We start from the raw sequence: 13,533 nt of genomic DNA, 5'->3' as shown, positions 1-13,533 counted from the left end.
GGAAGTCCTGTCTGTTTTGACGTTTACGAAAACGTCAAAACCATAACAGCGAGAATCCGCTCTGAAAAGGGGTGGTGACGGGCTGAGGGCTGTGCAGCGGGGAGACGAGGGAATATCGGGCCGGGCGGGTTGTCTTCTTCCCAGCCGCGCAGCCGGGCACCGCACAGGCTCCCGCGCGGCGCTTATCCCCGGTGAAGCATCAGCAGTTTCTGTCGGAAGGCTTGCGCAAATTCCCCGCAAACGTTACGCAAAAACGAACGAAAGCCGGAAAGTGGAGCTCTTTCCACAGATGTGTCATGGCCGCAATCAGAAACGCGCTGGCGCGTTCCGAACGCGCCAATGCCGAAGTTCGGGCGCGCATCTACCAGTCGGCGCGCAATGCGCTGGAAGCGGGCCTGCGCAAGCAGGAGATCAACGACCCCGAGACGATCGCCACCCAGCGCCATCGGCTGGAAGCGACCATTCACCAGATCGAGGCGGAGGAACGCGCCGAACTGCACGCCTCCGCAGCCCACGAGGTGCGCGTTGAGCCCGTCGTGGAAGCGCGGCCGGAGCCGGTTCTGCGCGCCGAACGTGATGTGCGGCCCGAGCCGACGATCGACGCCGAGCCGCGCGTGGAGGAACGCCAGCCGGCCGGCGCAAGCGATCTCGGCGCCATGCGGCCGGAGCGCGGGGACGGCTTTGCCAAGAGCAGCAAGGCCACCACATCGGCAGCCGGCGCGGCGGCAGCGAGCCAGGCCTCGGATTTTCGGCCGGAGCGCGTCGCCAAGGCGCGCCGGCGCCGCGGGCGGCTGTTCTCCTTCCTGCTGGTCGTCGCGACGCTGATCGCGGCCTTCGGCGCGCTTGCCTGGTGGGTGCAGACGAGCGGGCTGCTTGATGATCTTCAGGATGGCGACGGTTCCAATCCGCCGGCCACTGTCTCCGGCGAAGATTTTTCGGGCGAGGACCCCATCAAGAAGGCTCTGGACACGCAGAGCCGCTTCTCTGCCGACTGGCGCGCGGTCTTCGCACCGGCCGATACGGCGAAGCTTTCCGCGGGGAGCGCCGGCCGTTTCGAGGCGGTGAGCACGAATGAAGGCCCCGCCGTGCGTATCACCTCCACCAATCCGGATCGCGACGGCGCGGTGCTGGTCGAGGTGTCGCCGGACGTTCTCGGCGAAATGGGCGGCAAGACCTCGACGGTGGCGCTCACCGTTCAATCGGTCAGCGGCAAGCCGGTGCAGGTTTCCGTCGAATGCGATTTCGGCTCGATGGGCGGCTGCGGCCGCCATCGGTTCACGATCTCGGAGCGCACCGATATCCTGTTCCAGGTGGAGTTCGAGGGCTCGCTCTCGCCGAGCGAGCCGGGTCATCTTCTGGTCAACAGCGATATCACCGGCGCGGATGCGAGCGTCAATCTCTATGCCGTCCGCATCCTGCCGGGCGAATGAGCCTTACTTGACGAAGCCAGGCCCCGATCCGACGATCTTGTCGTCGATCTCGCCGATCGCCTTCTTGTCCTTGCCCTCATAGTCGAGCGTCTTGAGGATGTGGCGGATCAGGTTGATGCGGGCGCGGCGCTTGTCGTTGGCGCGGATGACGGTCCAGGGCGCATGGTCCGTATGGGTCGCCTTCAGCATGCGGTCGCGCTTGTCCGTGTAATCGTCCCACTTGTTGAGCGCGGCGATATCCATCGGCGAGAGCTTCCAGATCTTGAGCGGATCGTGCCGGCGGTCGTGGAAGCGCTTCAACTGCATCTCGCGGCCGATGTTCAGCCAGAACTTGAAGAGGTGGATGCCCTCCGAGGTGATCATCTTTTCGAAGCGCGGCGTCTCCTTCAGGAACTTCTCATACTGTTCCGGCGTGCAGAAGCCCATGACGGGCTCGACGCCGGCGCGGTTATACCAGGAGCGGTCGAACAGCACGAATTCGCCGGCCGTCGGAAAGGTCGCGACATAACGCTGGAAATACCATTGGCCGCGCTCGGTTTCGGTCGGCTTGGTGAGTGCGACGATGCGGGCGGAGCGCGGATTCATGTTGGACATGGTGGCGTGGATCGCGCCGCCCTTGCCCGCGGCGTCGCGCCCCTCATAGACGGCCATGATGCGCTTGCCGGTCTTCTGCTGCCAGAACTGCACCTTGACGAGCTCGACCTGCAACGCTTCGAGCGTCTCCTCATACTCGTCGCCGTCGAATTTCTTGTCGTAAGGGTAGTCGTCGGAGCTGAAAGCCTTTTTATCGATCCAGTCGGGAAGCTTGGGATCGTCGATGTCGAACACCCGCTTCTTGTCGTCGATATCCAGTTCAACAGCCCGGCTTTCGGCTTCTTGCGCCATCGTGCACTCCTTCAGAAATTGCCCACGGCCAAGGCCGCTACACCAAGAGGTGGCCACAACCGGATTGCGAATTCAAGCGCGCCGTGAAAAACATGTCATGAAGCCGCGCTATCCATGGAGAATCGATGGAGGTGCGGAGGATACGATGCTTGCAAGGGAATGGGTGGCGGTGGCAGATCAGCGGACGGTCCTCGGCTGGCTGGCAATACAACTGTGGGGCGAACGCGTTCTCATTGCCTCGGCCTTTTTTGTCGGCTTCGTCATGTGGCTTGCTGGCATGCATCTCGGCTGGGTTTCCTTTGCCGTGCTGCTGCTCGTCATTGCAGGCCTGCTGCGCACCGAGCGTCGCATGGCGGACACCGCCATCCGCGCCATGGCGGCGGTCACCGTGCCCGTGCCGGCCGCTGCTCCGCCCGTTGCGCCGGCGGAAGACCTCTCCGCCATTGCCGCTGTGCTCGGTGCGCTCGATGCGCCGGCCGTGCTCCTGTCCGGGCGCGAGACCGTCAAGCTTCAGAACCGCGCCGCCGAGGCGATTTTCGGCGCGATCCCCCGCAACAGCGACCTTGCCGGCCGTATCCGCGCGCCCGGAATCCTCGACATGGTGCGCGATGCGATCGCCAGCGGCCAGCCGCGCGAGACGGAACATGCCGAGCGGCTGCCCTCCGAAACCGTCTATGTCGTGCGCATCGCGCCCCTCGCCGACCGCACCAGCGAGCCGCTCTGGCTCCTGACCTTCCGCGACGTCTCGCAGGCCCGCCGCATCGACCGCATGCGCTCCGACTTCATCGCCAATGCCAGCCATGAGCTGCGCACGCCGCTGGCGTCGCTGCGCGGTTTCATCGAGACGCTGCAAGGCCCTGCCAAGAACGACGTCAAGGCGCATGAACGCTTCCTGGGCATCATGCACGAGCAGGCCACACGCATGAGCCGCCTCGTCGACGACCTGCTGTCGCTCTCCCGCCTCGAACTGCGCTCAAACCTCACGCCGGACCAGACCGTCGATCTCGTGCCGTTGCTCGGCCATGTGCGCGACAGCCTGCAGCCGCTTGCCAGCGATCTTGGCATCGAGGTCGTGCTCGACCTGCCGAAACATCCCGTCATCGTGCCGGGCGACCGGGACGAACTCGTCGAGGTTTTCGAGAACCTGATCGAGAATGCCTGCAAATATGGCCAGGAGGGCAAGCGGGTGGACGTTTCGCTCACCGGCGGCGGCGAGGTGCCGGTCGAACTCAGCGTCACCGACTACGGCCCCGGCATCCCGCCGGAACACGTGCCGCGGATTACCGAACGTTTCTATCGGGTTAACGTCGAGGCCAGCCGTTCCAAGAAAGGCACAGGCCTGGGGCTCGCCATCGTCAAGCACATCCTGACCCGCCACCGCGCACGCCTCGTCGTGAAGTCCGAGGTGGGCAAGGGCACGGTGTTTACCGTGAAGTTTTGACACAAAGAATTACGGCTTCGTCGCATCGTTTAAAATAGCGAAGCAATTTCAGGTGTTTGGCGTGTCACAAATGTTTCGTCAAACTGACATAAAAGGGAGGGCGATCGGGGTTTAGAGAAGAGCCGCCGGTCAACGGCAGAGAGCGCGAAACCTGCGCTTCCCACATATGTCCTCTTCGGGAGAACCCAGATGAAATCTCTTAAGCTCACCCTCGCGGCGCTTGTCGCTTCCGCCGCATTCGCAGGCGTTGCCGTTGCGCGCGACCAGGTCCAGATCGCAGGCTCCTCCACCGTCCTTCCCTATGCCAAGATCGTTGCCGAGACGTTCGGCGAGACCTTCCCCGACTTCAAGACCCCGATCGTCGAATCCGGCGGCACGGGCGGTGGTCTGAAGGAATTCTGCAAGGGCGTCGGCCCGGACAGCATCGACATCGCCAATGCATCGCGTGCGATGAAGGCTGACGAAATCGAAGCCTGCAAGACCGCTGGCGTCACGGAAATCCAGGAAGTCAAGATCGGCTACGACGGCATCGTCTTCGCAACCGACGCCGGCAATGCCGACCTGAAGCTCGAGCCGAAGGACCTCTACCAGGCGCTCGCCGCTGAAGTCGTCGTCGACGGCAAGCTGGTTGCCAACCCCTACAAGAAGTGGTCGGAAGTCAACAAGGACCTGCCGGACGCCGAAATCGCCGCCTACATCCCGGGCTCCAAGCACGGCACGCGCGAAGTCTTCGAAGAGAAGATCCTCGCTCACGGCTGCAAGGACTCGGGCGCTCAGGACGTCATCAAGGCTGCTATTTCCGACGCCAAGGAACAGCTTTCCAAGTGCGTAGCCGTTCGTAAGGACGGTCTGGCTGTCGACATCGACGGTGACTACACCGAAACGCTCGCTCGCATCGCTGCCAACAAGTCCGGCATCGGCGTGTTCGGCCTTTCCTTCTACGAAAACAACGCCGACAAGCTGAAGGTCGCCACCATCAGCGGCATCGTTCCGTCGACCGAAACGATCGCTTCCGGCGAATACCCGGTTTCGCGCCCGCTGTTCTTCTACGTCAAGAAGGCGCATCTCGGCGTTATCCCGGGCCTGAAGGAATATGTCGAGTTCTTCACGAGCGAAGACATGATCGGCCCGGACTCCCCGCTGGTTGAATACGGCCTCGTCGCTGCTCCCGATGCAGAGCGCGAAGAAATCCGTAAGGCCTTCGTAGACGGCAAGATCATGTGATTGTCTCTGGCCGGCGCGTTCTTCGCGCCGGCCGCCCCTTCTGAGCGGTTTGCGCGCCCGGGGGCACTTCCAGCAAAGCCCGTCAGCAGCTTTGCGAAACACAAAATGACAGCGCAGATGATCTCGCCGGGAGAATTTCCTAAATGAGTATTTCCCTTCTCTTGCTCGTCGTCGCCGTCATCGGCGTGGCGGGCTATATGGTCGGTAGCTGGCGCGCCAATGCGCTTGCCGGCGGCAGGCTTTCCAACCTGCATTCGCGGCCAGGATATTACGGCTCTTTCGTTGCGATATGGGCCATGCTTCCGGCAATCGTCGTGCTGCTGGTCTGGATTATTGCCAGCCCGATTTACATCAGTTCGACCGTTCGCGCGGGCTTTCCCGAAGAGGTCAAGGCGACGTCGCAGGCCGAGCAGAACCTCGGCTACAACATGATCGGCGCCATTGCCCGCGGTATGGCGATGCTCTCGGCGGAAGAACGCGAGGCGCTGTTCAAGGACGGCACCACCGCACGCAGCCTGCTCGCCACCAAGGGCGTGCCGCTTGCCGCCGATCCGGCGCCCTACATGCTGAAGTCCGCCGATGATCTCAGCCGCATGTCGCGGGCGAGCAGCACCTTCCTGTCGATCCTCGTCGTCCTGGCCGCGGCCGTCGGCGCGTTTTTCTCCTACCGCGCCATTGCGCCGCGGTTCCGCGCCCGCAACCGCGTCGAAGGCGTCATGCTGGTCGGCCTCATCGCCGCCTCGTCGATCGCTATCCTGACAACGGTCGGCATCGTCGCCTCCATGGCAACGGAAGCCATCCACTTCTTCAACAGGGTGCCTGCCTGGGAGTTCTTCTTCGGCACGGTCTGGGATCCGCGTTTTGCCGCTGCCGGCTCGACGGACTCTTCCGGCCAGTTCGGCCTGATCCCGCTGCTCGCCGGCACGCTCTATATCGGCCTCGTCGCCATGCTGGTCGCCGTGCCGGTCGGGCTCTTCGCCGCGATCTACATGTCGGAATATGCCTCGCGTCACGTCCGCTCGGTTGCAAAGCCGCTGCTCGAAGTGCTTGCCGGCATCCCGACCATCGTCTACGGCTTCTTCGCCCTCGTGACCGTCGGCCCGTTCCTGCGCGACCTTTCCGAGCAGCTCAACGGCCTCGTCACCGGCGATTATTCCAATTTCATCCAGGCGCAGAGCGTTCTGACGGCCGGTTTCGTCATGGGCATCATGCTGATCCCCTACGTCTCCTCGTTGTCGGACGACATCATCACCGCCGTTCCGCGGGCCATGCGCGACGGCTCGCTCGGCCTGGGCGCCACCCGCTCGGAAACGATCAAGCGCGTCATCCTGCCGGCCGCACTGCCGGGCATCGTCGGCGCCCTGCTGATGACCGCCTCGCGCGCCGTCGGTGAAACGATGATCGTGGTCCTGGCCGCCGGCGTTGCCGCCCGCATCCAGCTCAACCCCTTCGAGCCGATGACGACCGTGACCGTCAAGATCGTCAGCCAGCTGACGGGCGACCTTGAATTCACCTCGCCTCAGACGCTGGTGGCATTCGCGCTGGGCATCACGCTGTTCTTCATCACGCTTTGCCTCAACATCTACGCCCTTTACATCGTGCGCAAATACCGGGAGCAGTACGAATGAGCCAGGTCTCCACGAGCCCTACTACGGCCGCCCTAGGTGCTGCCTCCAAGCCCGAACGCCGCGATATCGGCCTGCGCGGCCGCTATGCCGCCGAACGTCGCTTTCGCCTCTACGGCATGGCTGCGATTGCCTTCGGTCTGATCTTCCTGTTCCTGCTGCTGTTTTCGGTCGTCTCCAAGGGCTACACCGCATTCCAGCAGTCGATGATCACCATTCCGGTCGAGTTCTCCGAGCAGATCATCGACAAGGACAACGAGCGGGCCACCAACCCGCAGAAGCTGGTATCGGCCAACTATCCGGTCGTCGCCCGCAATGCGCTCGCCAAGGTGCTTGGCGTCGGCGAAGACGATCGTGCGGGCCTTCGCGCGGTCAACGGAATGATCTCGGACAGCGTCCGCACCCAGCTGCGCGATCTCGTGACCGCCAATCCGTCGATCATCGGCACCACACAGACCGTGACCTTCCTTGCGCACGGCGACCTCGATTCCGCCTTCAAGGGCCAGATCGATCTGGCCGTCCCCGAGAACAACCGCAAGATCTCCGACAAGCAGATCGGCTGGATGAACCAGCTTGCCGAAAGCGGCGCGCTTTCCAAGCACTTCAACACCGGCATCTTCCTGAACGGCGCATCGAGCCGTCCGGAAGCCGCCGGCGTGGCCGTCGCTGCCGTCGGCTCGCTCTACATGATGCTGATCGTGCTTGTGCTTGCGCTGCCCATCGGCGTCGCGGCCTCGATCTATCTCGAAGAGTTCGCACCGAAGAACCGCTTCACCGACCTCATCGAGGTCAACATCAACAACCTCGCCGCGGTGCCGTCGATCGTCTACGGTCTGCTCGGTCTCGCCGTCTTCGTCAACTTTGCGGGCTTCCCGCGCTCGGCCTCCCTCGTCGGTGGCCTGGTGCTGACCCTCATGACACTGCCGACGATCATCATCGCGACCCGTTCGGCGCTGAAGGCCGTGCCGCCGTCCATCCGCTCGGCAGCGCTCGGCCTCGGCGCCTCGAAGATGCAGACCGTGTTCCACCACGTCCTGCCGCTCGCCATGCCGGGCATCCTGACGGGCACCATCATCGGTCTCGCCCACGCGCTCGGCGAAACCGCGCCGCTGCTGCTCATCGGCATGGTTGCCTTCGTCGCCGATATTCCGTCGACGCCGCTCGAACCCGCAACGGCGCTGCCGGTGCAGATCTACATGTGGGCGAATGAGGCGGAGCGCGCCTTCGTGGAGCGCACATCGGGTGCTATCATCCTCCTCCTCGTCTTCCTCATCCTCATGAATGTTGGCGCCATCCTGTTGCGCCGCCGCTTCGAGCGGCGTTGGTAGAAGGACCAAACAGATGAACATGATGTCAGAAGCAGCAGTCGAGAAAGCGCTGGACAAGAAAATGAACGACATTTCCTACAAGATGATCGGCAAGGACGTTTCGGTCTACTACGGCGACAAGCGTGCCCTCTATGACGTGAACCTCAACGTCCGCCAGAACACCGTGACGGCCCTCATCGGCCCGTCGGGCTGCGGCAAGTCGACGTTCCTGCGCACGCTGAACCGCATGAACGACACGATCGAAGGCTGCCGCGTCACCGGCCGCATCACGCTCGACACGGACGATATCTACGATCCGAACATCGACGTCGTCGAACTGCGCGCCCGCGTCGGCATGGTGTTCCAGAAGCCGAACCCGTTCCCGAAGTCGATCTACGAGAACGTTGCCTACGGCCCGCGCATCCACGGCCTCGCCAAGGCGAAGGCCGACATGGACGCCATCGTCGAGTCGAGCCTGCAGAAGGCCGGCCTGTGGAACGAGGTGAAGGACCGTCTGCTGGAAGGCGGCACCGGCCTCTCCGGCGGTCAGCAGCAGCGCCTGTGCATCGCACGCGCCGTCGCCGTCAGCCCGGAAGTCATCCTGATGGACGAACCCTGCTCGGCGCTCGACCCGATCGCGACCGCAAAGGTCGAGGAACTGATCCACGAGCTGCGCGCCAACTTCACGATCGTCATCGTGACGCACTCGATGCAGCAGGCGGCCCGCGTTTCGCAGCGCACCGCCATGTTCCACCTCGGCAACCTCGTCGAGGAGAACGACACCGACAAGATGTTCACCAACCCGGATGACCAGCGCACGCAGGACTACATCATGGGCCGCTTCGGCTGACGCCATCGTCGCCGAACCCCCTGAAAATCCGAGCGCATTAAGGACACAACCATGTCATCGACCCATATTGTCTCGATTTATGACGAAGAACTGAAGTACCTCTCCCGCCGCATCTCCGAAATGGGTGGCACGGCCGAGCAGATGGTGGCGGATTCCGTCCGTGCGCTCGTCACCACCGATGGTGCGCTGGCGCAGAAGGTGATCTCGGAAGACGTCATCCTCGACACCGCCGAGCGCCAGATCAACGAGAAGGCGATCGTCACGATCGCCAAGCGCCAGCCGGTGGCTGCGGACCTGCGCGAAATCATGGGCGCGATCCGCATCGCGGCCGAACTGGAGCGCGTCGGCGACCTCGGCAAGAACACCGCCAAGCGCGTCATCGCCGTGCAGAGCTCGGGCATGCCCCGCAAGCTCACCCGCGGCCTGGAGCACCTCGCCGAACTGACGCTGATCCAGCTCAAGGAAGTGCTCGACGTCTACGCCACCCGCTCGGTGGAGAAGGCCAAGGCGATCCGCGAGCGCGACGACGAGATCGACGCGATCTACACCTCGCTGTTCCGCGAACTCCTCACCTACATGATGGAAGATCCGCGCAACATCACGCCCTGCACCCACCTCCTGTTCTGCGCCAAGAACATCGAGCGCATCGGCGACCATGCGACAAACATCGCGGAAACCATCTACTACATGGCGACCGGCTCGCAGCCCGAAGGCGAACGCCCGAAGGACGACACCTCGACGTCAGTGGTCACTGCCGACGTCACTGAAGCCTCCGAGTAAGGAGTTTTGCCTCCATGGTGCCCAGAATCGCCGTCGTGGAAGACGAGGAGGCGCTAAGCGTCCTCCTGCGCTACAACCTCGAAGCCGAAGGTTTCGAGGTCGATACGATCCTCTCCGGTGACGAGGCCGAAGTGCGCTTGCAGGAGCGCATGCCGGACCTCCTCATCCTCGACTGGATGCTGCCGGGCGTTTCGGGCATCGAACTGTGCCGGCGGCTGCGCCAGCGGCCGGAGACCGAACGCCTGCCGATCATCATGCTGACGGCACGCGGTGAGGAAAGCGAGCGCGTGCGCGGGCTCGCCACCGGCGCCGACGACTATGTCGTCAAGCCGTTCTCGACGCCTGAGCTCGTCGCCCGCGTGCGCGCCATGCTGCGCCGGGCCCGGCCGGAAGTCGTCTCGACGGTGCTGCGCTGCGGCGATATCGAGCTCGACCGCGAGACGCATCGGGTGCATCGCCGCACCCGCGAAGTCCGCCTCGGCCCGACGGAATTCCGACTGCTGGAATTCCTGATGACCTCGCCTGGCCGCGTCTTCTCGCGCTCGCAGCTTCTCGATGGCGTCTGGGGCCACGACATCTATGTCGACGAACGCACGGTCGACGTGCATGTCGGCCGCCTGCGCAAGGCGCTCAACTTCGCAAACATGCAGGACGTCATCCGCACGGTCCGCGGCGCAGGCTATTCGCTGGAAGCCTAAGCGACCCCTTTCCTCCCAAGGACGAAAATGGGCCCTTCGGGGCCTGTTTGCGTTTCGGAGTGTGGTCCGGCCCTGCACCACAAACGAAAACGGACCCTTTCGGGTCCGCATCGCATGTGCTGTCGTGGAAAAGATCACCGCATCCGGCGGCGCTCGGCCGAGGGCTGGTAGGCGAGGCGCTGGTGGTAGGTGCAGTAGGGCGAGTTGTCCGGGGACTCGTTGCCGCAGAAGTGGAAGTCGTCGTTCAGCGGGTCGCCGATCGGCCATTTGCAGGTGCGCTCGGTGAGCTGCGTCAGCTCGAGCCGGCGCGACATGGGCACGACCACGCTGTTGCCGTTGGACGGAACCGGAAGCTGCTCGCGCTGCGTCTCGAAATCCGTCTCGACCTCTTCCTTGGTAATGGTGTTGCCGGCCGGGCGCACGACGGAGCGGGCGGTCACGGCGCGGGCCTGGAAGGTTGTCGCGGGGCGCGGGGCTGCCGGCACCGGGCGCTTGGGACGCGACGCGCTCTGCGTGCCGCCGGCCTTGGCGCGGCCCGGAAGGTTCAGCCGGTGCACCTTGCCGATGACCGCGTTGCGGCTGACGCCGCCGAGCTGTGCCGCGATCTGGCTCGCGCTCAGGCCCTCGCTCCAGAGCTTCTTGAGTTTCTCGACCCGCTCGTCTGTCCAGTTCATCTCTCGTCTCCGCTCGACGCTCGCAATGCGGGAATCCCTCATCGCGTTCCGGACGGGTCCGGAATTTGAACGCCCTAACTCTTTTGGTGACTAGTTCCGCCGCATGCAGTCTAGTAATTGGTCTTTAACCTAGAGTTTGGGGGACTCTGTGACAAGAGTCGCAGGAATCCGGGCGAATCGATTTCCGAGTTTTCCCCAACTTGCTGGCTGGGTGTGACTCGATAGCGACACCTTCCGCGCGTGGCGTGAATCCTTACCTTGCGGGAGGTTCAGCACTATTTCGGGGTGCGATTTGTTGACATCCCGGCCTGAAATGCCGATAGTGCCGCATGCCGCCGAAAGGCGGCTTTTGATTTTTCTGGAGCCTGGAAAAGTCAAGCCGCGTTCACGTTTTTCCGCATCTCTTTTTCGGAGGATCCGCGCCATGGCCGATGCCGCGCCGCTCTATGAAACCTATATGCGTGCACCGCTCCGGTTCACGCGCGGGGAGGGCGTCTGGCTGATCGCCGAGGATGGCGAGCGATATCTCGACTTCGCCGCCGGCGTCGCCGTCAATTCGCTGGGCCACGCGCATCCGCATCTCGTCGCCGCTCTGAAGGACCAGGCCGACAAGGTCTGGCACCTGTCGAACCTCTATGAGGTTCCGGGCCAGGAAAGCCTCGGTCGGCGCCTGACGGAAGCGACCTTCGCCGACAAGGTGTTCTTCACCAATTCCGGCGCGGAAGCGCTGGAATGCGCGATCAAGACGGCGCGCCGCTATCATTTCGCCAAGGGCCATCCCGGCAAGTTCCACATCATCACCTTCGAAGGCGCCTTCCACGGCCGCACGCTCGCGACGATCGCCGCCGGCGGCCAGGAAAAGTACCTCGAAGGCTTCGGCCCCAAGGCCCCCGGCTTCCTCCAGGTTCCCTTCGGCGACATCACCGCCGTCAAGGATGCGATCACGGAGGAGACGGCGGCGATCCTGATCGAGCCGGTGCAGGGCGAGGGCGGCATCCGCCCGGTGCCGAAGGAATTCATGCAGGAGCTGCGCCAGCTCTGCGACGAATACGGCCTGCTGCTGGTGCTCGACGAGGTTCAGTCCGGCGTCGGCCGCACCGGGCGTCTGTTCGCCCATGAATGGTCGGGGGTCACGCCGGATATCATGGCGGTCGCCAAGGGCATCGGCGGCGGTTTCCCGCTCGGCGCCTGCCTTGCCACGAACGAAGCGGCCGCCGGCATGGTCGCCGGCACGCATGGCTCCACCTATGGCGGCAATCCGCTCGCCATGGCGGTCGGCAACGCGGTGCTCGATGTCGTGCTGGAAGAGGGCTTCCTCGACCATGTGCGCGACGTGGCGCTCGTTTTCCGCCAGGGCCTCGCGGCGCTGAAGGATCGCTTCCCCGAGATCATCGAGGATATCCGCGGCGAGGGCCTGATGCTCGGTATCAAGGCGAGGATTCCGACCGCCGAACTGCTCAAGGCCGTGCGTGCGGAAAAGCTGCTCGCCGTGCCGGCGGGCGATAACGTGCTGCGGCTGCTGCCGCCGCTGACGGTGACCGCCGAGGAGGCGCGCGAGGGGCTTGCGCGCATCGAGCGGGCTGCCGAAAAGCTCAGCGCCGCCAAGGCTGCCTGAGCACTGCCGCGACGCGCGTCACTCGTGACGCGCAAAGGTCGCGGCAGCATCAAAGGACCGGACAGACAGGACACATCATGGCCAAGCATTTTCTCGACCTTTCCGCCGTTTCGGAAAGCGATCTCCGCGTCATCATGGACGATGCGCACACGCGCAAGGCCGCCAGCAAGGCCGGCACGGAGGCAAAGCCGCTCGCCGGCAAGATGCTCGCCATGATCTTCGAGAAGCCCTCCACCCGAACCCGCGTCTCCTTCGACGTCGGCATGCGCCAGCTCGGCGGCGAGACGCTGTTCCTGTCGGGTACGGAAATGCAGCTCGGCCGCGCCGAGACGATCGGCGATACCGCCAAGGTGCTCTCGCGCTATGTCGATGCCATCATGATCCGCACGACCGACCATGCCCGCCTGCTGGAGCTTGCCGAACACGCCACCGTGCCGGTCATCAATGCGCTGACGGACCTGACGCATCCCTGCCAGATCATGGCCGACATCATGACCTTCGAGGAGCATCGCGGCTCGACGAAGGGCAAGACCTTCGCCTGGACGGGCGACGGCAACAATGTGCTGCATTCCTTCGTCGAAGGTTCGGCCCGCTTCGGCTACACGATGAAGATGGCCGTGCCGATGGGCTCCGAACCGGACGACAAGATCCTGAACTGGGCGCGCGACAATGGCGGCAACATCCTGCTCGGCCACGATCCGGACGCCATCGTCGAGGGCGTCGACCTCATCGTTACCGACACCTGGGTCTCGATGAACCAGGAACACCGCGCCCGCGGCCACAACATCTTCCAGCCCTACCAGGTGAACAAGCAGCTGATGGCGCGGGCGAACGAGAACGCCCTCTTCATGCACTGCCTGCCGGCGCATCGCGGCGAGGAGGTCACCGACGAGGTGATCGACGGCCCGCAGTCGGTGGTCTTCGACGAGGCGGAAAACCGCCTTCATGCGCAGAAATCGATCCTTGCCTGGTGCCTTGGCGCCGTCTGACGCCATCTTGAAAAA

General features: G+C 63.8%; 12 protein-coding genes. 10 read left to right on the top strand and 2 right to left on the bottom strand.

Features of this window, described 5'->3' with window-relative positions:
- The first annotated feature begins 296 nt into the window (after nt 1-296).
- Nucleotides 297-1,430, top strand: coding sequence for a biotin transporter BioY (locus AC1Q6Z_RS14990; RefSeq protein WP_492648405.1), 1,134 nt, complete (start codon nt 297-299; stop codon nt 1,428-1,430).
- Between the two features lie 3 nt (nt 1,431-1,433).
- Here the strand turns inward: AC1Q6Z_RS14990 and ppk2 are convergent, their stop codons facing one another.
- Nucleotides 1,434-2,315, bottom strand: a complete 882-nt coding sequence (gene ppk2 / locus AC1Q6Z_RS14985; protein ID WP_256117991.1) for a polyphosphate kinase 2 — start codon at nt 2,313-2,315, stop codon at nt 1,434-1,436.
- 145 nt (nt 2,316-2,460) lie between these two features.
- Here ppk2 and phoR point away from each other — a divergent pair, with 145 nt between their 5' ends.
- The 7 genes from phoR to phoB all read left to right on the top strand — a co-directional run bounded on the left by phoR (nt 2,461) and on the right by phoB (nt 10,240).
- Nucleotides 2,461-3,756 (top strand): phosphate regulon sensor histidine kinase PhoR, encoded by a 1,296-nt coding sequence (gene phoR, locus AC1Q6Z_RS14980; protein ID WP_492648404.1) that lies wholly within the window; start codon nt 2,461-2,463, stop codon nt 3,754-3,756.
- A 189-nt stretch (nt 3,757-3,945) separates the two neighbouring features.
- Nucleotides 3,946-4,980 carry a substrate-binding domain-containing protein gene (locus tag AC1Q6Z_RS14975; protein ID WP_492648403.1) on the top strand — a complete coding sequence of 345 codons (1,035 nt, stop codon included), beginning with the start codon at nt 3,946-3,948 and terminating at the stop codon, nt 4,978-4,980.
- A gap of 143 nt (nt 4,981-5,123) precedes the next feature.
- A complete protein-coding gene (gene pstC / locus AC1Q6Z_RS14970; protein WP_435266631.1) occupies nt 5,124-6,608 on the top strand; it encodes a phosphate ABC transporter permease subunit PstC in 1,485 nt (494 codons plus the stop codon).
- Entirely contained in the window at nt 6,605-7,933 is a 1,329-nt protein-coding gene (gene pstA / locus AC1Q6Z_RS14965; protein WP_256117987.1) for a phosphate ABC transporter permease PstA, read from the top strand. The genes pstC and pstA overlap by 4 nt, the downstream gene beginning before the upstream one ends.
- 13 nt (nt 7,934-7,946) lie before the next feature.
- Nucleotides 7,947-8,762 carry a phosphate ABC transporter ATP-binding protein PstB gene (gene pstB, locus AC1Q6Z_RS14960; protein ID WP_256117986.1) on the top strand — a complete coding sequence of 272 codons (816 nt, stop codon included), beginning with the start codon at nt 7,947-7,949 and terminating at the stop codon, nt 8,760-8,762.
- Between the two features lie 51 nt (nt 8,763-8,813).
- Entirely contained in the window at nt 8,814-9,542 is a 729-nt protein-coding gene (gene phoU, locus AC1Q6Z_RS14955; RefSeq protein WP_439614929.1) for a phosphate signaling complex protein PhoU, read from the top strand.
- 14 nt (nt 9,543-9,556) lie between these two features.
- Nucleotides 9,557-10,240: a phosphate regulon transcriptional regulator PhoB gene (gene phoB / locus AC1Q6Z_RS14950; RefSeq protein WP_256117983.1), complete on the top strand. Its 684-nt coding sequence runs from the start codon at nt 9,557-9,559 to the stop codon at nt 10,238-10,240.
- A 134-nt stretch (nt 10,241-10,374) separates the two neighbouring features.
- Here phoB and AC1Q6Z_RS14945 read toward each other — a convergent pair whose 3' ends face one another.
- Nucleotides 10,375-10,914 carry a GcrA family cell cycle regulator gene (locus AC1Q6Z_RS14945; RefSeq protein ID WP_256117982.1) on the bottom strand — a complete coding sequence of 180 codons (540 nt, stop codon included), beginning with the start codon at nt 10,912-10,914 and terminating at the stop codon, nt 10,375-10,377.
- Between the two features lie 424 nt (nt 10,915-11,338).
- Between AC1Q6Z_RS14945 and AC1Q6Z_RS14940 the strand changes: the two genes are divergently transcribed.
- Nucleotides 11,339-12,529: an aspartate aminotransferase family protein gene (locus AC1Q6Z_RS14940; RefSeq protein WP_439631374.1), complete on the top strand. Its 1,191-nt coding sequence runs from the start codon at nt 11,339-11,341 to the stop codon at nt 12,527-12,529.
- Between the two features lie 77 nt (nt 12,530-12,606).
- Nucleotides 12,607-13,518 carry an ornithine carbamoyltransferase gene (gene argF / locus AC1Q6Z_RS14935; protein WP_256117979.1) on the top strand — a complete coding sequence of 304 codons (912 nt, stop codon included), beginning with the start codon at nt 12,607-12,609 and terminating at the stop codon, nt 13,516-13,518.
- Nucleotides 13,519-13,533: the final 15 nt, after the last annotated feature.

The organism is Shinella sp. GW835-FHT14H05, assembly GCF_058793575.1.
This window is presented reverse-complemented; position numbering and strand designations above follow the sequence as displayed.

What these genes read in the sequence shown, in the direction of transcription:
- AC1Q6Z_RS14990 (WP_492648405.1), top strand. Translation starts at nt 297, where the DNA reads ATGGCCGCAATCAGAAACGCGCTGGCGCGTTCCGAACGCGCCAATGCC.
- ppk2 (WP_256117991.1), bottom strand. Translation starts at nt 2,315, where the DNA reads ATGGCGCAAGAAGCCGAAAGCCGGGCTGTTGAACTGGATATCGACGAC.
- phoR (WP_492648404.1), top strand. Translation starts at nt 2,461, where the DNA reads ATGCTTGCAAGGGAATGGGTGGCGGTGGCAGATCAGCGGACGGTCCTC.
- AC1Q6Z_RS14975 (WP_492648403.1), top strand. Translation starts at nt 3,946, where the DNA reads ATGAAATCTCTTAAGCTCACCCTCGCGGCGCTTGTCGCTTCCGCCGCA.
- pstC (WP_435266631.1), top strand. Translation starts at nt 5,124, where the DNA reads ATGAGTATTTCCCTTCTCTTGCTCGTCGTCGCCGTCATCGGCGTGGCG.
- pstA (WP_256117987.1), top strand. Translation starts at nt 6,605, where the DNA reads ATGAGCCAGGTCTCCACGAGCCCTACTACGGCCGCCCTAGGTGCTGCC.
- pstB (WP_256117986.1), top strand. Translation starts at nt 7,947, where the DNA reads ATGAACATGATGTCAGAAGCAGCAGTCGAGAAAGCGCTGGACAAGAAA.
- phoU (WP_439614929.1), top strand. Translation starts at nt 8,814, where the DNA reads ATGTCATCGACCCATATTGTCTCGATTTATGACGAAGAACTGAAGTAC.
- phoB (WP_256117983.1), top strand. Translation starts at nt 9,557, where the DNA reads ATGGTGCCCAGAATCGCCGTCGTGGAAGACGAGGAGGCGCTAAGCGTC.
- AC1Q6Z_RS14945 (WP_256117982.1), bottom strand. Translation starts at nt 10,914, where the DNA reads ATGAACTGGACAGACGAGCGGGTCGAGAAACTCAAGAAGCTCTGGAGC.
- AC1Q6Z_RS14940 (WP_439631374.1), top strand. Translation starts at nt 11,339, where the DNA reads ATGGCCGATGCCGCGCCGCTCTATGAAACCTATATGCGTGCACCGCTC.
- argF (WP_256117979.1), top strand. Translation starts at nt 12,607, where the DNA reads ATGGCCAAGCATTTTCTCGACCTTTCCGCCGTTTCGGAAAGCGATCTC.